The sequence below is a fragment of the Desulfuromonadales bacterium genome (assembly GCA_035620395.1).
Lineage (GTDB): Bacteria > Desulfobacterota > Desulfuromonadia > Desulfuromonadales > DASPGW01 > DASPGW01.
On the sequence record DASPGW010000043.1, the window covers coordinates 24,943 to 46,076 of the forward strand.

Consider the following 21,134-nt stretch of genomic DNA (forward strand, 5'->3'; position numbering starts at 1 on the left):
TTTAGATCCATTATACATTCCCCCAGCATTAAGATGGTTGTCGTGTAAACCTCCGGAGATTAGTCCCACATTCCCTCCATTGTGAGAACCCCGATCAAAGCCAGCTTGGGGAATGAATGGCAGAAACAAGCGGTGCCAAATTGGCCCCAATTTGTTGCCATTTTGGTACCACTATGTTAGTCTTGCAGCAGATCAGCCTATACACGGAGGTAGACATCATGGCTGCAAAGGTCGAAACACGCATTTCAGCACGAGTGCCCGAGCACGTTTACGAGACTCTCACCCGCGCGGCCGAGCTGTGCGGAGCGACAATTAATCAATTTCTAGTTCAATCTGCACTCGATCGAGCGCGGACAGTGATCGAGGAGGAGAGTCTTATTCGCTTGGACGTGGAGGCAGCGAGGCGGTTTTTCGACGCGATCGAGAACCCACCAGCGCCGAACGAGAAATTGCTAGCGGCCTTCCGCATTCATAAGGAGCGGCTATAAAATGCTTCGCATCGAACTTCTTTCGCGGGGACACGACCGCGAAGGCTTTAGCTGCGGCGAGCGGGACTTGGACGACTATCTCAAAAGGACCGCTCGCCAGCACAATGACAAAGGGATCTCGCGCACCTTCGTCCTCGTCGATTCGGATGAGCCGGCGAAGATCCTGGGCTTTTTCACTCTGGCGAGCTACGCCGTCGTGGCGGCGGAACTGCCGCCCGAATACGCGAAAAAATACCCTTGCAAAGCGCCCGCTGCCAAACTGGCCCGCTTGGCGGTAGCGAGGGATCAGCAACGCCAAGGGTTCGGTGGTCTCATGATGGTCGAGGCCATGCGGCGCACCCTTGCCGTTGCCGAAAACATCGGGATCATCGGCTTTTTCGTGGATGCGAAGAACCAGGGCGCCCGCGAGTATTACGAGCAGTATGGCTTTGTAGCCCTGCCCGACCATCCGCTCGCCCTCTTTTTGCCGCTGGCCACGCTGGCTGCTGCGGTTGAGTCGCTTGGCAATTGAGATGGCTACAGGCCCGGTCAACACTGGCCAGGGGGCGCCCACCACGTACAATAATGGCCATCCCGTGCATCCCCCGGGGTGGCCATTATTGTGTCTGAAATATATCCATCAATCAGAATGGCCAATTTTGTCTCTAAGCCGGTGTGTTATGAGAAGAGGCCGGGAAACTATTTCCCAGCCTTGCGTCTGACTGTGACCGTCTCACCCGCAATTCCCCAGTTGTCAGTGTCTACCTCGTCGATGACGACGACGGTCGTCGCCGGGTTCTTGCCAAGCACGTCGACCAGCAACTGGGTCGCCCCTTTGATCAACAGGGCCTTCTGCTCGGCGGTGGCCCCTTCCTTGGTGATTTTGATATTGACGTACGGCATGATGCGGTTCCTTTCTATGGCTTGTGGAGTTGATAACGCCTATCCAGGGCGATGAACAGGCATCCAAGAGTCACACTGGCTGCTGCAAGAAGGAGAGGCATCGCAAACCCGTCCTGACGGTCGGCCAGCATCCCGGCTATGACCGGCCCAAGCATCTGGCCGACACTGAAGCTCGCTGTCAAGAACGCAGCCGCCCGCCGTCCCTCCTTGCCCATGCGCAGGTTCCCCTCCGCCATGGTCAAAGCAACGATCCCCAGGAAGGTGCCGCCGAATGTAACGGCGGCAAATATCACTTCGAAAACAGAAGTAGCGTGCCTGCTGACCAGGATGCCGGCAATCTGGATGGCATAGGCTGCCAGCAGTGCCCGCTTGTTGCCGATGCGCCGTGCCAAATACGGCCAGAGGATTGTTGACGGAACTGCGGCAAGACCGACCGCAACCCAGCTAGAGGGGGCAAAGGTTTCCAGACCAGGAGTCGTCGCGATGATGGCGACAATGAACGTCGCGGTGACGATATAGCCGAGACCTTCCAGAAAATAGGCCATCGCCAATAGCAGGATACTGACCAACCTACCGGTATGATCCGGGTTTTCGGCAACAATCGACGGAGAGTAATCCCGCGTTCGGCCAAGAGCCATTCCGGCAATGGCACAGAAGACCGCAAGACCTCCGATCCCCGTCCAGGCAGCGCTCCACCCGCCCGCCTTGTCCAGGTGGGGGACAATGAGGCCGCTGAGGGCGATGCCGAGACCGATCCCTCCGTACAGGGCGCCGAACCAGTGCCCGTAACCGCGCCGCGCAAGGGACTCACCCACTTCGGCGGAGATGATGATGAAGAGGATGGAGCTGGCAACGCCTCCAACCAAGCGCATGATCCCCCACCAGAACGGCGAGAGTGTCACTCCCATGAAGATGGTGGTGGCAAGGCTCAGCGCTAAGGCCCCGGCCCCGACTACCTGGGAACGGAGAAGTTTTGGAGCGATGGTGCACGCAATGGCCCCAGCCAGATAGCCCAGGTAGTTCAAACCTGCGAGCCAACCGGCGACCGAATGGCTCATCCCGAGGTCGCGTTGCATGAGGGGGAGAATCGGGGTGAAGGCGAACCGCCCGATACCCATGGCAACCACCATGCCGAGCATGCCGCCTGCCAGGATATTGAAGGCAGCCCAATCCCTGGAGGAGGAAACGTGGTTTCTTGTGCGGCCTGTATCCATGATTGACATACTACCCCTCGAAAGATATCATTACAAATGAAATATAAAGATATTATCCATCACAAAAAAGGATGTGTTTGTCTATGGAGATCAGTGAACTGAAAATCTTCCTGGCGGTTGCCCAAAAGGGCAGCATTTCAAGAGCAGCGGAAGAACTTCACTGCGTGCAATCCAACGTGACTGCCCGCATCAAACAACTGGAAGAGCGCCTTGGCACCATTCTCTTCCATCGAAAGAGCAAAGGCGTCACCCTCGCCCCCTCCGGGCACTTGCTGCTGGACTATGCCGAGCGCATCCTCCGCCTTGCGAGGGAGGCTGAAGAAGCAATCACCAATCAGGATGAGCCAAGGGGCAAGCTACTCATCGGCTCGATGGAAACGACAGCCGCAGTCCGCCTGCCGCCGCTCCTAGCCGCCTATCATCGCTCTTACCCCAATGTCGAATTGAACCTGGTGACAGGTCCCTCCGAGGAATCGCTGAGGCGGCTTCTTGATTTCCAGATCGATGGCGCTTTCGTTGCCGGCGAGCTTGTCAATGAGGCAGTGACCGCGGACAAGGCCTTTGACGAGGAACTGGTGCTGGTTGCTCCCCCTGACATCAATTCGCTAGAGCAGGTTGCCCATCAGAAGATTCTAGTTTTTCGAACGGGCTGTAGCTATCGGGCACAACTGGAAGCGTGGCTCAGGAAAACGGGGAGGCTCCCCTACCAGGTGATGGAATTTGGCTCGATCGAGGGGATCATCGGGTGCATTTCCGCTGGGATGGGTGTCAGCATCCTGCCGCGCTCAGTCGTCGAACGGCCGCAGTATCAAGACAACTGCTCCTTGCACAGTCTGCCGAGAGAGGTCGGCATCATGACCACCTGGTTTGTGCGCCGCCGTCATGAAAAACCCGGCAAGGCCATGCAGGCATTTATGGACCTGATCGTTTCGAAGTAAAATCTGACGAGGAGATTGCCAGAGGGGCGCGGCCGATATCTGACTTGGATGTTGTGTCTGATTGTCTGGCAAGGCACCATCTGACGGGAACAGCCACCGTCTAAAATATCCTGCATTACAGAAAGGCCCATCCACGCTGAGGCCTCAGAGGACCCACAGTCAAGCCGAGGTGGGTGAACCACCCAGGGCGACGAAGGTCCCGAGCAGCACCCGCGGAGCCGGTCGGCGACGGCTGCGAATCGCCACGACCATTTCGGTGAAAAGGGGGATGGTGGCGATGATCAGGGCGGCGTGGGAGGTCGTGGTGTGTTTGAGACCAAAGTTTTCAAAGCCGAAATAAAGGGTGACGCCGGCAATGCCCAAAGAGCAGACCGGAAGCCGGTCCTGGCGGTCAATCCGTTTCGGGAATTTACGCGTGAGGGGCCAGACCAGGCAAGCGGCCAGGAAAAGTCGGGCAAAGGCCAGGGACAGGGGCGGGATCTCCTGCACCGCCGGCCGGGTGACCGGATAAGACAGCCCCCAGACCAGGATGCAGAACAGCACCATGGCCAAGGCGCGCCAGGGAAAGGACCGGCGGGAAGGAACTGGTTGGTTTTTCATGGAAAGGGGCCGGACAACGCCATTATGGGGACCGACAGGACCAGGGTGTGTTCCATGTCACCGGGACACAAAAAAACGCCGGGTCGGGGCAACCTGCGGACACCGCCCGCAATTTCTTCCCGCATAGTGAAGGCGGATGGTGCTGGGCGTAACGGGTTCTCCTTTCGCTGGTTGGCGCCGCAAATGGCCCTCTGTAGTTGAACGGTACAGGAACGATCAGCCTGGGTCAGGCGCACCGACCCTTGAGAAAAGCCGCCAGCCGCAGCAGCAGCCCCTGGCGGGTGAGCAGGGCGCCGTACGGACAGAGTTCCTGGCAGCAGAAGCAGCGGATGCAGCGCTGGTAGTCGATCTGTAGCTTGTCGTCGTCGATTCGCATCGCTTGTGGCGGACAGGCTTCGATGCAGATGCCGCAGCGCTTGCAAAGCTGAAAGTCGGGGACGGGGCGGGCGGTGAGGGAATCCTTGAGGACGTTTTTCAGCAGCGGCGGCAGGCCGAAATTGACGTCGGTGACTTTGGCCGGCCGGAAACCGCGGACGCGCAGCTTTTCCAGTGAATCGCCGAGGATTTCTACCTGCTCCAGGCGGCATCCCGGCCGTCCCGTCTGCAGGGCTAACCGCTGCGTCCAGACCGCTTCCGGGGAGAGCCCGACCAGGGCGGTGGCGACGGTGTCGACGGCCAGCGGCGAGGCGCCGGCGAGCAGGGCGCCGACATGGACCGGATCGCCGCTGCCGGGACCTTCGCCCTCCATGGCGGTGATGGCGTCGACCAGGGTCAGGGCGGGGCGGATCTGCTCGGCCAGCTCCAGCAGCATCAGGGCGAAAAAGGCCTTGTCGGTGCCGGCCTGCAGGTGCAGGCGCGGCTTGCGGATGCCGACCACGGCGCCGAACAGGTTCTTGACGCCGGCGGTCAGGCCCATCATCTGGTGGGTCTTGAGCTTGGGGAGATTGATGACGACGTCGGCGTCGAGCAGGTCGCGAGCGATCTCCAGCTCATGAAAGGTGCCGCCCCGGGGGCGGATCCTGACCGATTCGGCAAAGGGGGCGAAGGCGGCGCCGGTCTCCTCGATCACCGGCAGGATGCCGCAGCGTTTGGCCACCTGCAAGGGGGAACCGATGCCGGGCGAGTCGCCGACGGCGACGACCCCGCCGGCCTGCTGCGCCAGGCGAATGACGGCGCGGACGATCTCCGGATGGGTGGTCACCGCCTTCTCCGGCTCCTTGCCGGCGAGCATGTTCGGCTTGAGCAGCACCTTCTGCCCGGGCCGGACGAAGGCCGCCATCCCGCCCAGGGGGGCGAGCAGGCACTCGACGGCGGCTTCGACCTGCGGCCGGGCGTAACCGGCGGCGGCCTGCAGGACGACCCGCTCCTTCATCCGGCAACGATCCGGAGGTGCAGCCGGCGGTGGCGCGGGCCGTCGAACTCGCAGAAGTAGATTCCCTGCCAAGTGCCGAGGACCGGCTCCCCCTTCTCGATCAGCAGCGTCTCGCTCGCCCCCACCAGACTGCTCTTGAGGTGGGCGGCGCTGTTTCCCTCGGCGTGCCGGTAGTGGTCGTCGAAGGGGACGATCTTGTTCAGCTCCATGAGCATGTCCCGCAGCACGTCGGGGTCGGCATTCTCGTTGATGGTGACCGCCGCGGTGGTGTGGGGGACGAACAGCACCGCCAGCCCAGCGTCGATGCCGGCCCTGCGGATGGCCTGGCGTACCTCGCCCGTGATATCGAGCATTTCCACCCGCTGCCGGCTTTCGACCTCGAGGGTGATCACGGCTGCTCCTCCGTCAGGGCGTCGATCAGGGTCTCGAAGGCGCGCGGATGGTAGAGCAGGGAAGCATGCCCGATGCCGGCCAAGGCCACGTTTTCGGCCTCTGGCAGCTGCCCCGACTCGAAGGGGATGACCATGTTGTCGTGCCGGCTGTAGACGGCGGTGAACTGGACGCCGGCGGGCAACGGCGCCCCGGCCAGCTCCCGCAGAAAGTCCGAGCCGGGCAGCAGCAGCTTGCCCAGTGGGGACAGGGCGAAGGGGGCCAGTTTCGACCCGTGGTTGGGAGCAGCCAGCAGGATGCAGCGGGCGACCTTCTCGGCGCCGTCGCCCAGCTGCACGAAGTTGCGGGCGATGATCCCGCCCATCGAGTGCCCGACCAGATGCACCTTGTCGCTGCCGCTGGCGTGCCGCAGCTCATCGACCTTGCGGGACACCTGCTCCGTCAGGAATTCCAGCTCGTACCAGGGCGGCAGATTGATCGTATAGACGTTGGGCACTCCCCGGCGGCGCAGGCGGTACCGGGTCCAGAGCCAGCAGGCGCGGTTGTGAAAGAGGCCGTGCAGCAGCAGCACGGGGGTGCCGCTGCCGTATTCAGGCGATGTTGCGGTCGTCTTGAACCAGCCCAGGGGATACAGCAGCACGGTGATGAAAAGACAGGCCCACTCCTGCACCATGAGCCAGGCGGCCAGGCGGAGGTTTTCCGGGTTGAAGCGATTTTCAACCACCCCGGGGTCGGCGTTGGCGCGCTCGTACCAGACAATGGCGTAGCTCAGCAGGGCCACCAGGGCGACGGCGCCGGCAATAAGCGTTAAAACGGCGAAAACAATGGACATGCGGACCCCCTGTGAAAGGCCCCCATTATGGCACGGGCATCCCTGAGCGTCAACGCCGCCAACACTCCGCCAACACGCCGGCAGACAAACCCGGCGAAGAAAGGCATCGGTTCCACCCCGTTCTGTGCTATAAAAAAGCAGCAGCCTTTGCCAAGGAGGATCCGTGCAGGAGCAGATCGCCCGTTTCGACAAGCACCTGGCCGTCGAGCGCAACGTTTCGGAGCATACCCGCCGCGCCTACCGGCAGGACCTGGAGGCCTTCCGGCTCTTTTTGCGCGAGGAGCTGAAGTGGCCCGAGCAAGGGATGCTCGAGCGGATCGACAACCTCGTTTTGCGCCGCTATCTGGCGGCTTTGCACAAGCAGAACAAGAAGTCGACCATCGGGCGCAAGCTGGCCGCGCTGCGCACCTTTTTCCGTTTCCTGGTGCGGGAGGGGGTACTCAGGCTCAACCCCGGCGAGCTGGTGGCGACCCCCAAGCAGGGGAAGTATCTCCCCCGCACCCTCACCGTCGACGAATCCTTCGCCCTGATGGAGCAGGGCGGCGGCGCCGGCCTCCTCTCCGGACGGGACCGCGCCATCGTCGAAACCCTCTACTCCTGCGGACTGCGCGTCAGCGAACTGACCGGCCTCAACGTCGGCAGCGTCGACCTGCGCGAGGGGCTGGTGCGGGTGCTCGGCAAGGGACGCAAGGAGCGGATCGTCCCGATCGGCCGCAAGGCACGGGAGGCCCTCGGCGAGTACCTGGCGGCGCGCGGCAATCCGGCCGACGAGGAACCGCTCTTTCTCAACCAGCGCGGCGGCCGGCTCACCTCCCGCAGCGTCGAGCGCAATCTCAAGGTCCAGCTGCTCAAGGCCGGCATCCTCAAGGACGCCACCCCCCACGCCCTGCGCCACTCCTTCGCCACCCACCTGCTCGACGGCGGCGCCGACCTGCGCGCCATCCAGGAGCTGCTCGGCCACGCCTCTCTCTCGACCACCCAGAAATACACCCAGGTCAGCGTCGACCACCTGATGCACGTCTACGACCAAGCCCATCCTCGCAGCCGCAAGAAATCCTGAGGCTTTGCAATGAGACAGAATTGCTCAGAAAGAACTCCGCATAAAAATGACAAAATCGGTCATATATGGCTTGACAGCTCCCGCTCGTCAGGTACACTGAAGCGCAATTTGACAGGTCAACCGACTAAACGAGCGAAAGGAGTTTTGCCATGAGTGTACTGGTAGGCAAGAAAGCCCCTGATTTCACGGCTGCCGCGGTGATGCCCGACGGGGCGATCAATAGCAGCTTCAGCCTTTCCGATTACAAGGGCAGATACATCGTGCTGTTTTTCTACCCCCTCGATTTCACCTTCGTCTGCCCGACGGAACTGATCGCCTTCAGCCGGCGTATCGACGAGTTCGAAAGCCGCGGTGTGCAGGTGATCGGTTGTTCCATCGATTCCCAGTTCACCCACGTCGCCTGGCGCAATACGCCGATCGAAGATGGCGGGATAGGAGCAGTGACCTATCCGCTGGTGGCGGACGTCAAGCATGAGGTCTGCAAGGCCTACGATGTCGAGTTCGAGCAGGCCGGCGTCGCTTTTCGCGGTTCCTTCCTCATCGACGAGAACGGCATCGTCCGGCATCAGGTGGTCAACGATCTGCCGCTGGGCCGCAACGTCGACGAGATGCTGCGCATGATCGACGCCCTGCAGTTCACCGAGAAGTACGGCGAAGTCTGTCCGGCCGGCTGGAACAAGGGGGACAAGGGGATGGTGCCCAACAAGGAAGGGGTGGCTTCCTACCTGGCTTCGGAGGCGGGAAAGCTCTGAGTAAACAACCATTCCGATGCATCAAGAGGCGGTCCTTTGGGGCCGCCTCTTCGCGTTTATGGTGGGCAGGCAGGTTTTCCCATCGATAGCCTCACCCGACGTGCGCTCCAAGTGCCTCCCGGTAGATGGCTTCCAGTCTCTCCGCCTCGGTGGCCGGATCGAAAGCTTCAGGCTGCGGTCGGGACAGCTTCCGGCGCAGCCCCCGGTTATCGAACAGGGCCAGGGCGTGACGGATGAATTCGTCCTCCGTCCGGTACAGCAGGCCATTGATCCCCGGTTCGACCACCGCCGCGTTGCCGGGGATGTCCCGCGCCAGGATCGGTCTGCCCAGGGCAGCGGCCTCGATGAGAGTATTCGGCAGCCCTTCACTCAGCGAGTGGTTGAGAACCACATCTGTCTCGCTCAGAGCAGCGGGCATTGCCGTCGTCGGGATGACATCGAGATAGAGCGCCCAGGGGCGCAGCGAAATTTCCGCCATGAAGCGTTTGGCGTAAGCGGCATCCAGCGCCGGGCCGCAGAAGGCGATCCGGCACCCGGGCCGCACGCCCGCCACCCGGTCGAAGAGCCGCAGCAGTTCGAGGTTCCCTTTGACCGGCCGGAGTCCGGCCGGGTGCAGGAATAGCAGTGCATCCGCCGCGATGCCGTGCAACCGGCGCAGGGGATAGGGGGCGTCGCCAAGGACGATCCCCGGCGGCAGATAGCGGACCCGGCCGGCCCAGGCCGTCGGTTGTTTGCTCAGATTCTCGGCGGTGATTCTGTTCTGGGTGATCACCGCTGCCGCCCGCTGCAGGACCGCGCGGATGACCGCCCCTTCCGCGGGGATCGAACAGCCCTCATGGATGTCGGTTCCGGTCAGAGTGACGACGCAGGGGGCGGCAGATTCCGCACGGCAGGCGAGCCAGGACCGACCGCTTCGGTAAGCGTGCAGCAGGTGAACCAGATCGGGGCGAAACGTGCCCAGGGCGTGCCGCAGCGCCGCCGGATTTTCCTCGTCGGTGGCGGTCAAATGGACCTCGTGACCCCGTCGCGTCAGGTAGTCATGGTGGCGCGTGGCGGTGACCTGGTTGCCGGTTGCCAGGGGCTGCCGGGGGGTGACGATCAGGATGCGCAAGCAAGTTCTCCGAAATGGATCAGTTGAATCTGTCGTTGTCCGACCAGCTCTCGAATGCCTGGCGAAGTCAGTGCAGCCACCTCGGTCTCCCGTTCGCGAGTGGCAAAGGGGTCTGCGGGGTTGCAGCCGCCGGGGTGCACCATCAATTCCCAGGTGCCCGGAGGCAGAGAGTTCAGGATGGCAGCAAGCGCGGATTCGTCGAGGCGGTTGAGAGAGGCCATGCCCCAGAGGCCGTCCGGCGTGACGAGACCGCTGGTCTGAAGCGTTCGGGCGATGTTCGGGGCGAGACTTCGGTAGAGTGCCAGTTCGTTGCCGAGGAGCCCGGCCGGATCCGCTGCCGCCGGCTCTTGCGGTAGCGGCAGGCGGGCGGCGTTGATGCCGAACCGGCCGACGACCTCGAGGATCGCTTGCGCAACGTTCGGAAAGAGGAATGCGTGCTGGTGCGTGTCAAAATGGTCGGGCTGCAGCCCTGCATCGACAAGTCTGCCGATCTGGGCGGAGATTTCGGCACGGAGATTCTGGGCGCTCACCGCCCCGGACGCCAGGCGCCGGCGGGTCTCCGCCTTGCCGGGAAACTCGCCGTTGGCGGTGGTCAGGCCGCGAATCTCTCCGCTCAGCGAAGGACCCTCGGCCAGGTTCAGATGCACCCCGACCGGTAGCCCCTGGGCGCGGGCTTCGCGGGCCGCATCGGCAAAGGACGGGCCGTTGGCCAGCAGCGAGGCGCTGGTGACGATCCCGTCGCGAAAGGCGCAGAAGAGGCCCCGGTCCATGGCGGCGCCGCGTCCGAGGTCGTCGGCGTTGACGATCAGGCGGATTTTATGCATATGCGGAGGATCGGCGGCAGAGTTTTAGCCTGTAGAAGGAAAGCGGCATCAATTTTGCGCTACCATTCGATGGTGACGGTGATGACATCGCTGTAGCTGCCGACCGGGACATTCTGACCGGCCGGAATGCGGCCGAAGATAATGGCATTCCAGGGGATAGTGCGAGTGACGAGGTTGGTCTGCGTCTGGGAGCCGCCGCTGCCGTCACCCCAGACCGTGGAAAATGAGGGGGTGGTGAAAAGGTTGTAGGCCAGCGTCGAGCCTGGCCCCTGCATCCTCCGCTGGGCATAGGCTCCCGAGTTCCCCGGACTGAGGGAGATGATGACGGGAATGGGCGCGTTCGGGTTCTGGGGCGGTGCGTTACAGGTGACGGTGATGGTGGCAGTCGAATCCCGGGGAATGGCGGAGAAAACATCATAACTGCCGAAGCTGAGGCCGGTGACGTTGACATTGCAGTTGAAGGCGCCTGCCGGCAGGGCAAAGGCCAGCAGGCAGATAGCCGTCGTGATACCGGCCGGGATCTGAATCTTCATCTTACTCACCATAGTCTTGGGCCACATTGCCACGCTCCGTCAAGCATATCAATTCTCTTGCACCTTGAACAGCAGCAAGACGGCTCGCCGGTTTCGCCGCAGGCAGTCCTCACTCGTTTCCGGGCACAGGGGCCGGTGTTCACCATGACTGCTCAATTGCAAAATCCGACGAGGGGCGACTCCCGTCTCGACCAGATACTTTCGGAGGGTCTCGGCCCGGCGTTGCCCGAGGCGGTTGTTGTAGCTTTCGCTTCCCAGTCGGCAGGTGTGCCCCTCAATAGCCACTGCGACCTCAGGATGGGCCAACAGGCTGTCCGTCACTGCAGCCAGTAATGACATGTCCGCTGCAACTGGCGTGGCCCGGTCGAAAGGGAAGTGGATCGCCGCCTGGCTTTGTTCCTCGAATGGCTCGCGGACGGAATCTTCGTAGACTTTTGGTTCGGCTGGTTCGTCTGGTCCGGTGGCGTTCCCGACTTTCGCTGGCGGCTGAGAGCGGGCCGAGCTGGCCGTGTCTCGCTGATCGGCCGGAGCCGAGGCCACCGAAGGCGACGGAGTGGTGATTGTAACGGTACGCTTCGCCGAGCCAGAGGCCGAAAAAACCTGCAGAACGATTTCACCTAGTTCGGCGAACTGATCCGACACCGGGGGGATGGTCATCTCGGTCTGGAATTTGCGCCCTCCCTGCTTGACGGTAAGCGGATAAACTCCGGCAGGCAGGAATGCCCCTGGCACTTTCCCTAGCGCCTCGCATCCCTGATGGGCTTCCAGGTCGAATTCGACTTGCTGGCTGTCGAGGTAGAATTCCCCATCACTCCCCGTCCAGAAGGTGACGGGTCCCGCCTGGGTTTCGAGGCTCAGTTCGGCATAAGCAAGCGGCGCGCGCCCATCTGTATCCTCCACGTTCAGGGTGCCGGTAAAGGCCTGGTATTTCTGCAACGGGAAGTTGATGCACGAGCCGCTGCGCAAGGGTGGCGAGATATTGAGCCGGACCCGGGGCATCAGAAAGTCGAGAGGGATGTCCTTGTCTTCGATGGAGATCTGGTTTTCGTAGTAGGAAGAGAGATCGGGGATGACCACTTTCCCTCGGCGATTGGTCCGCCCGGAGGTCTGGCCGTTGACGTACACCCCCACGCCTTCGGCATCGCCGATGCTGACCAGGGCAAAGCTGTCGGTCACCGGCCGGGTCGGGGCGACGGTGTCGCCGATCTGCACCAGGGCGCCGGCCAGGGAGAGACGCAGATCTTCAGTGGTGAGCGTCTCGCTGCGGCCCAGACTGAAGTCGCCGCGCAGGATGGCATGCCGGGCGTTGTGCTGTGCCACAGAGTTGAGCAGATAGGTCTGGCTCCCCTCCCGTTGGGTACGCTCGCCCCGCACGTTCCACCCCGTCCCTTCGCCGGCGGGGGTGTTCCGCCGGGCTTCGAGCACCTGGATGCTCGCTCCCCGCTCGCGGCGTAAGGCACCGGAAACGGAATGATCCCGGTCGAAATACCAGGTGAGATTGACACCGGCCTCATGCGTGGTTTCGTTTTCTCGTATCTGGCGAAATGTGGCGTTGACGTACGTCCTTTTCCAGAGGCGGCGCGACCAGGAGAGGGTCAGGGTTTCGCGCTCTGGTCCGTTATGGCTTTCGCTTCGGGCGAGGTCGAGGCCAAAGGAGCCAAGTTGCGGGGTCACGTAGCCGATTCCCGCGAGGATGTTGAGTTTTCTCCTGAGAGTGGTTGCGTCCATATCGCCCAGGGTCCGGAACCCGGAGGAAAAACCCTGCAAGGCCAGGCGGCCGCGAAACCGGCGGTTGTAATATTCGTAGCTGAGGAAGCCGGCGGCGCCGGAATCTTCACCACTGCGACTGCCGGCCCCTTCGAGTCGCAGCAGGCCAACGCTGCCGGTTTTCATCGCCGATTCGATGCCGAGATTGGTCAGCCCGTCTCCGGCCTCGCCGCGCAGACCGAGGTTGAGGGAATCGGTCAGCCCGTAGCGGTGGAAAGCGGAGAACGCCAGGTCGGAGTAGCTGCTGCTCTCCTGCCCGAAGTCGCGCCGCAAAAGACCCATATTGTAGCTGTACTCATGCAGGCCCCGGCGCAGGATCTGGTCGGTGAAATAGAAGGGGGAGACAATCCGCTGTTCCCGGCCGAGAGCATCCCGGACGACCACCTCGATGGTCTGGGCGCCGCCGATGCTCTGGAAGTTGCGCAGCTCGAACTCTCCGGGAGCGAAGCGCTCGGAGCGCACCCGTACACCGTCGACGTAGAGTTCGACGTCGGAGGGGAGCGACGCCATGCCGCTGAAGTCGAACAGGGGATAGCGGATGAAGTACGGGTCGATGCGGTAGAGCTTGGAGAAGCTCAGCCCTCCCATCTGTACCCGGCTGCCCAGTTCCCCCGAAAGGGCGAAGAAATCGCCGCCGATAACCCGGCGCAGCGTCTGGCGATCATCCCAGGTCAGACTGGTATTGAGGCGGACGAAGCGGGCGTCGTCGGGCGAGTCGGAGTAGAGGGTGTCGGTGAGCAGCAGCAGATCGCGATAGCGCACGCCGAGTTCGTTGCTGAGGGTCAGCCCCTCGAAGACAAAGTCGTCGCCGCCAGCCGAGTAGTCGATGCCGTAGTTAAGGAAAATGCTGCGGTCGCGGGGATATATGACATCGGTATGCCTGGTCGGCATCAGGTTGAGGGTGGTCTTTGCAAGAAGATCAGGGGTGGCAGTGAGCTCAAGGGTAAGAGTGTTCTCATCGAAGTGGTAGGCGACCCCTTCCATTGACTTCAGAGAGAGGTAGGCCGACCCTTCAATTTCGATCTGAGCGCCGGGCAGGTGAGTGAAATCCATAGCCGCGAGGTCGGCGGTTCGAACAAGAAAATCTCCGTCTTCGCCAAGTAGAACGAAAAAATCGCCCTTTGGCTGTTGGTTTAGCGTTATTGCGGTGATTATGGGTTCGTTTGCGTAGGTCGAAAGAGGGAAAAACAGAAACAAGCAAAAGACCAAACAGCAAAACGCCGCTCTGCAGGTATTGAAAGAAGTGACTCTTTTACGAAACCATAGACAAGCAGGTCTACGGGGTAAGGCACATTGCCTTGTCCACATCAATCTTCCCGCTCAAATGAATTCGGTCGGAAGTGACCTGTATGTCGATGTCACGGAGCTTCGTGCAAACATCTTCAGAAAGGATCGTCCCAAAGATGCGTTCAGTCCCGGCTAGAAGATACCCACCGTCCAGTTCTTGAGAAAAAATTTGAGCCCCACTTGCGTTCTTTCCTGACAGCTTTATCTTCGCGATGCGAAAATGGACATTCCCGAGGTTCCGCAGGTCAATTTTCAGAGCCCCTTGCTGGATTATCGTCTGAGCAATCGCCCCCTTGACATCTTCAACTGGAGGCTTGGAAAAAATGGGCACCCCAAAGCGTATGGCGATCGCAACAGTAGTTCCGGACCGTTCTTCAGGTGGAACCTCCTGCTTGATAAAAAGCCGGTAGGATTTTTCCATCTTCACAGCGGGGGCCTTTATCCCGACCCTGATGATTCTTTCCGCGTGTGGATCTATACTGAGAACCTTTGGGAAAAACAGGAGATCCCCGGTCTCAGTGTACTGATCTTTCCCTTCTTCGTTCTGGACCCACTCTCGAGCATCAATGCTGAAACTGATTTTCTCATCACTATCGTTGGTTATTGTGACAACGCCGCTACGAGACCGCTGATCAAATTCAAGACGTATGGGTATGACCCGCCAGGTACCGCTGTGCGCGGCCTCATCTGGCAGGATGATCGATAGCAGCAAGGTACATACGAGCAGTTTGCAAAGGACAGAGATTATTTTTAAAGAATAGTCAAGCATGGTGGCAAGTTAACTCAGACGAAAAGGTTTTTCAACAGTGAAAACGATCTGTCGCATTTAGTGTCACATAAGCAGAGATTGTGAGGTTGGAAAGCTGAAGCGAACTGTTCAAGGATTAATGGTGAGGACGACGAGATCGGTGTATGTTCCAGCGTAGGCCATGCGGAAATCGTTGGCGAGAACCGTTCCGGTAATGGTCAGGGGAAGATTAGCCCCTTTGGGGACGCTGTCAGTCGCTGGTGCCACGCTGAAAGTGTATGGAAGGAAAGCCGCAGGAAACGTGCTGTGTTGCATCCGGTTGCCGTTGGCTTGGCTCTCGTGCAGACCGTCATCATCTATAGCAAAATATGTTGCAGGGTCGTCCTTGCCGTTGCATACAAACTGGATCGTAGTCTGACGGGTCACATCCAGCGCCGGTGCTGCAAGCGGATCAAGAATACCGAATGCCAGTTCGGCTGACTTGGTATTAAATTTACATTGGCTCTTCGAAAGGATGGTGGCAGACACCGAAACCGTTGTCGAACCAGCGAAACAGGACGTTGTCGCGCCAATCAGGGTCAGCAGAACGCAGAAAATTTTTCCGGAGTTATGCATGTTAACCCTTCGCGCCATTAGAAGAATAAGAGAGGGAGGGGGCGTCCTCTCCCCTCCCTCTGCTCAGGCCGGAAATATCAGGGATTGATATCGATGGTGAAAGAGTCGGAGTAAACGTCGGCGGCTGCAACCTGATAGACGCCGTCGGCGATCCTGCCGGTGACGGTGACGTTCTGGGTGAGCCCGTTACCCAGGCCGTTAAGGGTGTAGCCGTCGATGGAGTACGCCATGTTCGTTCCAGTGAAGGCACCGGCCATCGTCTTGGCGTTCGCCTCGTTATCGAGGGTCCAGGTCGTACCGTTGGAACAGGTGAACGCGAGATTCACGGAAGCTGTCCTGTCGCCGGTACCCGCGGGGTCGATTTCCCCGAAAGCCATGTTGTAGCTAGTGGTGTCAAACGCGCAGGTCCCCAGTACCGTTGCCGATACGTTGATGGTGGCGGTATCCGCAGCCAAAGCGTTGCCGGCCGTCAGAACGCCGACGAGAGATAGAGCCAGTGCCGCCAGTTTCATCTTCTTCATTGTGTTGCCTCCTTGTTCCTGCTGAGTGAATAATCAAGTGTGTTTCTACTTCCAGCCCATCTGGATGCGAACCCGGCAAACCGGTAATGCCGGAAAATCTGCACAAAAAAGCGCCCATCTTCTGCCGAAGACGGGCGCTCGAATTTGTGAAGAATACGGGTTCGCGCACCCGTCTCTTCGGCAACCCGGCTATCCGTGCCATCTGTTCGATGACCGAGGACCCGTGGCTTTGCGTCACCGGATTACTCCGGTTTTGCCAGTGTCGGAGACTTACTCATTAAGATTTTGGTGAATCTAAATCGGCGTTCTGCCTTCGTCAAGAGTTTATTGCAGGCGCGTGACAATTTTTTGTCTTGCGCTCAGTTGTTTCACATAGAGCAAAGGGCGTGCCATTTGGTTGGAGGGGCGAGGACATGAGGATGTTGCCCAGATAGATGCGGATTCAGGCGAATGCTCAAGCAGGCATGCATCGCCTTGTTGGGATTTGGCTGACTTTTTTTGTCATGCAGTGATGACAAAAAAAGTCATATTTTTGACTTTCCGGAGGTTCTGATCCCTCAATACGCCACCGGCACCAAGGCGACCTGAAGCGGGTAGATTCCTTCGTGAACATCTGCCGGCAGCACGATCCGCATGTCGAGCACCCGGGTAATCAGTAAGCCTGGATGCTCTCCTGCCAGCCTGACCGCATCTGTCAATCCGTTATCCGTCTGAAGCAGGATTTTTTCCGGTCCGCCACTGGCGACGTCAAAGCGGATTTCCTCTCGGATGTTGGTCTGCATCTGGATGGTGATGGACTGGGGAAGATCGATGTGTCCCCGGCGGATGTCTTCGGCTGTTACCCGGTAGCTGTTTGCCGGCTGGGTGGCGGAAAACTTGAGCCAGGGGCGAATGGTGGCCTGCACGCGTACAACCGCGCTTGCCGAAGTGGCTTGGGCCGGGACAGCCCAAGGATGGGCTGTTGCAAGTGCCAGAATCCCCGCGACTGCGAATTTCGCGACTCTCATGGCGTTCACTCCCTTCGGGAACCCGGCTATCCGTCCCACCTTCGCTGAGGCTTCGGTGGGCGAGGACCCGTGGCTTTGCGTCGCCGGATTTCTCCGGGTTTGCCGTTATCGGTGAAGTGTGAAGTGACGTTTGTTCTGATCAGTTGTAATTGTGATGGTCGTTTTCCGGTTCCGCTAATCCTCCTTGTCAGTGAATGCCCACCAAACACAAATGCCTATCTTCATGTCCGAAGATAGGCACAGGCGCCAGCCCGGAAGTTTCCAGGCGCAACAAATGTCTGGCTTCTCTTCGGAGACCCGGCTATCCGTCCCGCCTTAGCTGTTGCTTCGGTGGGCGAGGACCCGTGGTTTTGCGTCGCCGGATTTCTCCGGGTTTGCCGTTTCGGAGACTTGAAACTTTACTCGTACGCCCAAAATATACCGCAGGTAAAAATGCTGTCAAGTAAATAATTTTTTGACGAAATTTCGAACAAAAAAACCCCTCCGGTGTCCCGGAGGGGTGTCTGCACTGCATCGCAGGTGAATGGTCAGAATTATTCGCAGAGGTCGATCTTGACGTCCCAGTTCTTGATCTTCATGGTACCGTTCTTCTCGAGGTTGAGATGCATCTTGAAGGCGCGGTCCCAGAGTTGCGGCTCGTGGCCGACCTTGCGGCGCAGGCAGTCGGCCTTGGCCATTTCGAAGTACTCGGTGAGAATCGGCTTGTAGTCCGGGTGGGCGCACTTGTCGATGATGACTTTGGCGCGGTCGCGCGGGCAGAGGCCACGCACGTCGGCCAGGCCCTGCTCGGTAATCACACAGTCCAGGTCATGCTCGGTGTGGTCGATGTGCGAGCAGTGCGGCACGACGCAGGAGATACCGGTCGGGTCGGTCTTGGACGGACGGCTCGAGGGGGTGTGCATCATCTTCAGGAAGCCGTTGCGGAGGAAGTCGCCCGAGCCGCCGAGGCCGTTGATCATGCGGGTGCCGCCGACCAGAGTCGAGTTGGCGTGCGCGTAGATGTCGATCTCGACCGGAGTGTTCATGGCGATGCACCCGAGACGGCGGATCGGCTCAGGCGCATTGGAGATCGACAGGGGGCGCAGGGTGCACTTGCCGAAGTACTTGTCCCAGTTGTCGAAGAAGCGGGGGAAGCCCGGGCTTTCGGACAGGGAGAGGGAGCAGGCGGAGGCGGCATCGCACTTGCCGGCGTCGAACAGGTCGAGAATGGTGTCCTGCAGCACCTCGGTGTAGACGGTCAGGTTCTTGAAGGGGCCCTTGGCCAGTCCGCCGATAACGGCGTTGGCGATGGAGCCGACGCCCGACTGGATCGGCAGCAGGTTTTTCGGGAGACGGCCAGCTTTCACTTCCGTCTGGAAGAAATCGATGATGTGGTTGGCGATCGCTTCGGAGGTGTCGTCCTGCTCGGCAAAGGCGCGGCCCTTGTCGCGGAGCTTCGACTCGACGACGGCAATGACCTTGCTCGGGTCGCAGGGGACGAAGGTGGTCCCGACGCGATCGTCGGTTCTGGTGATGCCTATGACCTGACGGTTCGGCGGGTTATTGGAGCAGATGATGTCGTGAATCCCTTCGAAGGAGGGCTGGCCGATGTTGACCTCGAGGATGATCTTGTCGCACATCATCAGGATTTCGGGAATGACGCCGCAGGAAGAGGTCGGCACCAGGCCGCCGTCCTCGGTGATCGCCGAAACCTCGATGATGCCGATGTCGAGCTTGCCGGTCGGGGAGTCCTTGGTGTAGAAGCCGTAGCCGAGGTCCTGGGCGAAGAGGGAGAGGTGCTTGTCGCCCATGCGGATGCGGCCTTCGTTGATACCGGCGGCGATATTCTTGCCGGTCTGATAGGGCCAGCGGCGGTCGATCATGTCGAGGGTCGCCCAGCGGTCCTCGGTCTCGGCGCCGACCGAGGCCCCGATGAAGAGATTGAACTTCCACTTGCCCTGCAGGTTGTTCTTCTCGACGTGGTTGGCCAGCGCGATGGGGACCACTTTCGGGTAACCGGCGGGGGTGAAGCCGGACCAGCCGAGATTCATCCCGGGTTTGAAGAACTGGACGGTCTGCTCAGGGGTCATCACCTTGTTGAGCAGCGACTTGCAACGTACCCGGTCTTGCAGTGTACCGTAATCAGACATCTCTCTCCTCCTGCTGTAGTGTGGCGGTGGCGCCCGAAATGGTGCGTTCCGAACAGGTTCACTCGGGCCAATTTAAGGCAGATTCAAATGCTTTCAGGAAAACCGGCTCTGGGAGCCGAATATCATTAAAAACAGGAATTTATAAATAAAATCACCAGGTAGGGCGTGGCGGCGAAATCGGCTCGGCGACGATTTTAAAATTCCGTTATACGAATGCCGTTTTTTATATAATGGCGTAAACGGCAAGTCAAGCAAAAAGAGTTCTTATCCCATTTGTGGTATTCGGTCAGCCTGAATTTTTTCCTGGGGCGGAAAATAAAAAAAGCGCCATTATCTGCATGGCGCTTTCGGGTGGCTGGATGGCGGGGATCAGTCGAGCTTGCCAGCGATTTTTTGTGCCTCCTTGATGTATTTGCTCTGCGGGAATTCATTGAAAAGAGTGTTGAAGGCGGCGTCCGCCTGCTGGCGCTCGCCGATTTTCAGGTAGGCCTGTCCCAGGTAGAAATAGACCCGGTCCCGGTGGGCGTAGTCGGGATAGAGTGAGAAAATGCCCTGCATCCGGTGGATGGCCGCCTGGTAGGCGCCGGTACGCAGGTAGAAGTGTCCGACCTGGAGCTCGTGTTCGGCCAGGCGGTCACGGCACCGGGCAATGAGAACTTGCGCCTCCGGCTTTTTCGGGTCGGCGGGAAATCGCTTCACCAGGCTTTCAAAGGTTGCCAAGGCGTTGCGGGTCGCCGTCTGATCCCGGTCCGCGGCGAGTATCTGGTTGTAGTAGGACATCCCCAGTTGGAAGAGGACCTGTGGGGTGCGCTCGTGGTCGGGGTGCTGCTTGAGAAAGTCTTCATAGGCCGCCGCCGCTTCGACGAACTCTTTCGCCAGAAAATGGGCCTCGGCGATCTTCAACTCCGCCACAATGTTGAGTTCGGGAGAGAAAAAGGCTTCCCGCACCTTTTCCCACGAGGCGATGGCCTGCTCGTATTGCCCATTGTCGAAATAGCGTTCGCCTTCCTGCAGATAATACTCGGCCGTTTTTGGCTGGGTGGCCTTGGTGGAGGCGCATGCGGTAGCGAGGAGCAAGAAAACCGCCAGAAAAAGCAATCGTTTCATCGAGGGTCTACCCTTTGCGTCAGAATTCTAACATCCCGAAGAAGCTAAGGGATGCGCCGGAATTTGTCAACGCCATTCGCCAGCGCTCCTTTCAACTTCTCCAGGGCGTTCTTTTCCAGCTGCCGGATTCTCTCCCGGCTTATGCCATACTCTTCAGCCAGTTCCTGGAGAGTCCGCGGGTGGTCGCTGAGGATTCGGTCGTGGACAATCCGCCGCTCCCGCTCATTGAGGCGCTCGAGGGCCTGCTGCACGCGGTCCGAGAGCAGGGTCTGCTCTTCGCGCTGCAGCAGTTGGTCCTCCTGGTTATGGCGGTCATCGGCCAGCGAATCCATCAGTGTATAGTTTTCCCCCTCATTCAGTTCAAGATCGAGAGAGGTGTCGCGGGCGCCCAGGCGCAGCGTCATCTCCGCGACCTCTTCATCTCGTACGTGCAGCCGGCGCGCCACTTCTTCCAGGTCGTCCTCGCCGCCGGTGTGCCGGCGGATCGCCTCGCGGGCCTGGCTCAGCTTGAAGAAAAGGCGCTTCTGCGCCTGGGTCGTGCCGATCTTGACCAGCGACCAGCTGCGGATGATGAAACTCTGAATGTAGGCGCGGATCCACCAGACGGCGTAGGTGATGAGGCGGATGCCACGCTCCGGATCGAACTTTTTGACCGCCATCATCAGGCCGATGTTCCCCTCCTGGACAAGGTCGAGGCCTTTCATGCCGTAGGCGCGATACTCGTTGGCAATCTTGACGACAAAGCGCAGGTTGGCGCAGATCAACCGGTGTGCAGCCTCCAGATCGCCTCGCCGCCGGTAGCGCATGGCCAGTTCGTACTCCTCTTCCCGGGAGAGCAGGTCGAAGCGGCTGATCTGGGCCAGGTAATGGTCCCAGGTGTCGATGACAACAGGCAGATGGAACGTGCTCATTGTGCTTATTTCCTCCGAAAGATCTTTAAAAACAAAAGATTAGCAC

General features: G+C 60.0%; 22 protein-coding genes and 3 riboswitches. Of the genes, 5 read left to right on the top strand and 17 right to left on the bottom strand.

Annotated features, from left to right (window positions below; genetic code table 11):
- Positions 1-218: 218 nt before the first annotated feature.
- Together VD811_02615 and VD811_02620 are read left to right on the top strand one after the other, a co-directional pair.
- On the top strand, positions 219-488 hold the full coding sequence (locus tag VD811_02615) for a DUF1778 domain-containing protein (protein ID HXV19868.1): 270 nt from the start codon (positions 219-221) through the stop codon (positions 486-488).
- A 1-nt stretch (position 489) separates the two neighbouring features.
- Entirely contained in the window at positions 490-999 is a 510-nt protein-coding gene (locus VD811_02620; GenBank protein HXV19869.1) for a GNAT family N-acetyltransferase, read from the top strand.
- Between the two features lie 167 nt (positions 1,000-1,166).
- Here the strand turns inward: VD811_02620 and VD811_02625 are convergent, their stop codons facing one another.
- Both VD811_02625 and VD811_02630 read right to left on the bottom strand, forming a co-directional pair.
- The gene (locus VD811_02625) at positions 1,167-1,370 is read right to left on the bottom strand and encodes a 4-oxalocrotonate tautomerase family protein (GenBank protein ID HXV19870.1); all 204 of its coding nucleotides are present in this window, start codon (positions 1,368-1,370) and stop codon (positions 1,167-1,169) included.
- Positions 1,371-1,384: 14 nt separating this feature from the next.
- On the bottom strand, positions 1,385-2,593 hold the full coding sequence (locus VD811_02630) for a YbfB/YjiJ family MFS transporter (protein ID HXV19871.1): 1,209 nt from the start codon (positions 2,591-2,593) through the stop codon (positions 1,385-1,387).
- 74 nt (positions 2,594-2,667) lie between these two features.
- Here VD811_02630 and VD811_02635 point away from each other — a divergent pair, with 74 nt between their 5' ends.
- Complete coding sequence (locus tag VD811_02635) at positions 2,668-3,522, top strand: LysR family transcriptional regulator (protein HXV19872.1); 855 nt, start codon at positions 2,668-2,670, stop codon at positions 3,520-3,522.
- Positions 3,523-3,681: 159 nt separating this feature from the next.
- Here VD811_02635 and VD811_02640 read toward each other — a convergent pair whose 3' ends face one another.
- The 4 genes from VD811_02640 to VD811_02655 form a co-directional block, all read right to left on the bottom strand.
- Positions 3,682-4,122, bottom strand: coding sequence for a DMT family transporter (locus VD811_02640; GenBank protein ID HXV19873.1), 441 nt, complete (start codon positions 4,120-4,122; stop codon positions 3,682-3,684).
- A gap of 226 nt (positions 4,123-4,348) precedes the next feature.
- On the bottom strand, positions 4,349-5,494 hold the full coding sequence (locus tag VD811_02645; protein ID HXV19874.1) for a DUF362 domain-containing protein: 1,146 nt from the start codon (positions 5,492-5,494) through the stop codon (positions 4,349-4,351).
- Positions 5,491-5,886 carry a secondary thiamine-phosphate synthase enzyme YjbQ gene (locus VD811_02650; protein HXV19875.1) on the bottom strand — a complete coding sequence of 132 codons (396 nt, stop codon included), beginning with the start codon at positions 5,884-5,886 and terminating at the stop codon, positions 5,491-5,493. Before VD811_02650 ends, VD811_02645 begins: the two co-directional genes overlap by 4 nt.
- A complete protein-coding gene (locus tag VD811_02655; GenBank protein ID HXV19876.1) occupies positions 5,883-6,716 on the bottom strand; it encodes an alpha/beta fold hydrolase in 834 nt (277 codons plus the stop codon). The genes VD811_02650 and VD811_02655 overlap by 4 nt, the downstream gene beginning before the upstream one ends.
- 163 nt (positions 6,717-6,879) lie before the next feature.
- On the opposite strand from VD811_02655, the gene xerC reads away from it, so the two are divergent.
- Both xerC and VD811_02665 read left to right on the top strand, forming a co-directional pair.
- The gene (xerC, locus tag VD811_02660) at positions 6,880-7,776 is read left to right on the top strand and encodes a tyrosine recombinase XerC (protein HXV19877.1); all 897 of its coding nucleotides are present in this window, start codon (positions 6,880-6,882) and stop codon (positions 7,774-7,776) included.
- Positions 7,777-7,925: 149 nt separating this feature from the next.
- A complete protein-coding gene (locus tag VD811_02665; GenBank protein HXV19878.1) occupies positions 7,926-8,528 on the top strand; it encodes a peroxiredoxin in 603 nt (200 codons plus the stop codon).
- Between the two features lie 91 nt (positions 8,529-8,619).
- Here VD811_02665 and VD811_02670 read toward each other — a convergent pair whose 3' ends face one another.
- The 11 genes from VD811_02670 to rpoH form a co-directional block, all read right to left on the bottom strand.
- Positions 8,620-9,639 (bottom strand): GPMC system family 4 glycosyltransferase, encoded by a 1,020-nt coding sequence (locus VD811_02670; GenBank protein ID HXV19879.1) that lies wholly within the window; start codon positions 9,637-9,639, stop codon positions 8,620-8,622.
- Positions 9,627-10,463, bottom strand: coding sequence for a ChbG/HpnK family deacetylase (locus VD811_02675; protein ID HXV19880.1), 837 nt, complete (start codon positions 10,461-10,463; stop codon positions 9,627-9,629). The genes VD811_02670 and VD811_02675 overlap by 13 nt, the downstream gene beginning before the upstream one ends.
- A gap of 59 nt (positions 10,464-10,522) precedes the next feature.
- Entirely contained in the window at positions 10,523-10,996 is a 474-nt protein-coding gene (locus VD811_02680) for a spore coat U domain-containing protein (protein ID HXV19881.1), read from the bottom strand.
- A 48-nt stretch (positions 10,997-11,044) separates the two neighbouring features.
- Positions 11,045-13,816 carry a fimbria/pilus outer membrane usher protein gene (locus tag VD811_02685; GenBank protein ID HXV19882.1) on the bottom strand — a complete coding sequence of 924 codons (2,772 nt, stop codon included), beginning with the start codon at positions 13,814-13,816 and terminating at the stop codon, positions 11,045-11,047.
- A gap of 223 nt (positions 13,817-14,039) precedes the next feature.
- Positions 14,040-14,819 (bottom strand): fimbria/pilus periplasmic chaperone, encoded by a 780-nt coding sequence (locus tag VD811_02690; GenBank protein ID HXV19883.1) that lies wholly within the window; start codon positions 14,817-14,819, stop codon positions 14,040-14,042.
- Between the two features lie 108 nt (positions 14,820-14,927).
- Complete coding sequence (locus VD811_02695; protein ID HXV19884.1) at positions 14,928-15,413, bottom strand: spore coat protein U domain-containing protein; 486 nt, start codon at positions 15,411-15,413, stop codon at positions 14,928-14,930.
- A gap of 77 nt (positions 15,414-15,490) precedes the next feature.
- Entirely contained in the window at positions 15,491-15,934 is a 444-nt protein-coding gene (locus VD811_02700) for a spore coat protein U domain-containing protein (GenBank protein ID HXV19885.1), read from the bottom strand.
- Between the two features lie 176 nt (positions 15,935-16,110).
- Positions 16,111-16,202, bottom strand: a riboswitch (cyclic di-GMP riboswitch).
- Between the two features lie 289 nt (positions 16,203-16,491).
- Positions 16,492-16,941 carry a hypothetical protein gene (locus VD811_02705; GenBank protein HXV19886.1) on the bottom strand — a complete coding sequence of 150 codons (450 nt, stop codon included), beginning with the start codon at positions 16,939-16,941 and terminating at the stop codon, positions 16,492-16,494.
- A 13-nt stretch (positions 16,942-16,954) separates the two neighbouring features.
- Positions 16,955-17,055: riboswitch (cyclic di-GMP riboswitch) on the bottom strand.
- A gap of 174 nt (positions 17,056-17,229) precedes the next feature.
- Positions 17,230-17,330, bottom strand: a riboswitch (cyclic di-GMP riboswitch).
- A 144-nt stretch (positions 17,331-17,474) separates the two neighbouring features.
- On the bottom strand, positions 17,475-19,070 hold the full coding sequence (locus VD811_02710) for an acetyl-CoA hydrolase/transferase C-terminal domain-containing protein (GenBank protein HXV19887.1): 1,596 nt from the start codon (positions 19,068-19,070) through the stop codon (positions 17,475-17,477).
- 369 nt (positions 19,071-19,439) lie between these two features.
- Entirely contained in the window at positions 19,440-20,177 is a 738-nt protein-coding gene (locus VD811_02715) for an outer membrane protein assembly factor BamD (GenBank protein HXV19888.1), read from the bottom strand.
- A gap of 44 nt (positions 20,178-20,221) precedes the next feature.
- Positions 20,222-21,088: an RNA polymerase sigma factor RpoH gene (gene rpoH / locus VD811_02720; GenBank protein ID HXV19889.1), complete on the bottom strand. Its 867-nt coding sequence runs from the start codon at positions 21,086-21,088 to the stop codon at positions 20,222-20,224.
- Positions 21,089-21,134: the final 46 nt, after the last annotated feature.

What these genes read in the sequence shown, in the direction of transcription:
- rpoH (HXV19889.1), bottom strand. Translation starts at nt 21,088, where the DNA reads ATGAGCACGTTCCATCTGCCTGTTGTCATCGACACCTGGGACCATTAC.
- VD811_02655 (HXV19876.1), bottom strand. Translation starts at nt 6,716, where the DNA reads ATGTCCATTGTTTTCGCCGTTTTAACGCTTATTGCCGGCGCCGTCGCC.
- VD811_02690 (HXV19883.1), bottom strand. Translation starts at nt 14,819, where the DNA reads ATGCTTGACTATTCTTTAAAAATAATCTCTGTCCTTTGCAAACTGCTC.
- VD811_02695 (HXV19884.1), bottom strand. Translation starts at nt 15,413, where the DNA reads ATGCATAACTCCGGAAAAATTTTCTGCGTTCTGCTGACCCTGATTGGC.
- VD811_02620 (HXV19869.1), top strand. Translation starts at nt 490, where the DNA reads ATGCTTCGCATCGAACTTCTTTCGCGGGGACACGACCGCGAAGGCTTT.
- VD811_02680 (HXV19881.1), bottom strand. Translation starts at nt 10,996, where the DNA reads ATGAAGATTCAGATCCCGGCCGGTATCACGACGGCTATCTGCCTGCTG.
- VD811_02615 (HXV19868.1), top strand. Translation starts at nt 219, where the DNA reads ATGGCTGCAAAGGTCGAAACACGCATTTCAGCACGAGTGCCCGAGCAC.
- VD811_02700 (HXV19885.1), bottom strand. Translation starts at nt 15,934, where the DNA reads ATGAAGAAGATGAAACTGGCGGCACTGGCTCTATCTCTCGTCGGCGTT.
- VD811_02630 (HXV19871.1), bottom strand. Translation starts at nt 2,593, where the DNA reads ATGTCAATCATGGATACAGGCCGCACAAGAAACCACGTTTCCTCCTCC.
- VD811_02625 (HXV19870.1), bottom strand. Translation starts at nt 1,370, where the DNA reads ATGCCGTACGTCAATATCAAAATCACCAAGGAAGGGGCCACCGCCGAG.
- VD811_02635 (HXV19872.1), top strand. Translation starts at nt 2,668, where the DNA reads ATGGAGATCAGTGAACTGAAAATCTTCCTGGCGGTTGCCCAAAAGGGC.
- VD811_02710 (HXV19887.1), bottom strand. Translation starts at nt 19,070, where the DNA reads ATGTCTGATTACGGTACACTGCAAGACCGGGTACGTTGCAAGTCGCTG.
- VD811_02715 (HXV19888.1), bottom strand. Translation starts at nt 20,177, where the DNA reads ATGAAACGATTGCTTTTTCTGGCGGTTTTCTTGCTCCTCGCTACCGCA.
- VD811_02640 (HXV19873.1), bottom strand. Translation starts at nt 4,122, where the DNA reads ATGAAAAACCAACCAGTTCCTTCCCGCCGGTCCTTTCCCTGGCGCGCC.
- VD811_02645 (HXV19874.1), bottom strand. Translation starts at nt 5,494, where the DNA reads ATGAAGGAGCGGGTCGTCCTGCAGGCCGCCGCCGGTTACGCCCGGCCG.
- VD811_02665 (HXV19878.1), top strand. Translation starts at nt 7,926, where the DNA reads ATGAGTGTACTGGTAGGCAAGAAAGCCCCTGATTTCACGGCTGCCGCG.
- VD811_02705 (HXV19886.1), bottom strand. Translation starts at nt 16,941, where the DNA reads ATGAGAGTCGCGAAATTCGCAGTCGCGGGGATTCTGGCACTTGCAACA.
- VD811_02685 (HXV19882.1), bottom strand. Translation starts at nt 13,816, where the DNA reads ATGGATTTCACTCACCTGCCCGGCGCTCAGATCGAAATTGAAGGGTCG.
- VD811_02675 (HXV19880.1), bottom strand. Translation starts at nt 10,463, where the DNA reads ATGCATAAAATCCGCCTGATCGTCAACGCCGACGACCTCGGACGCGGC.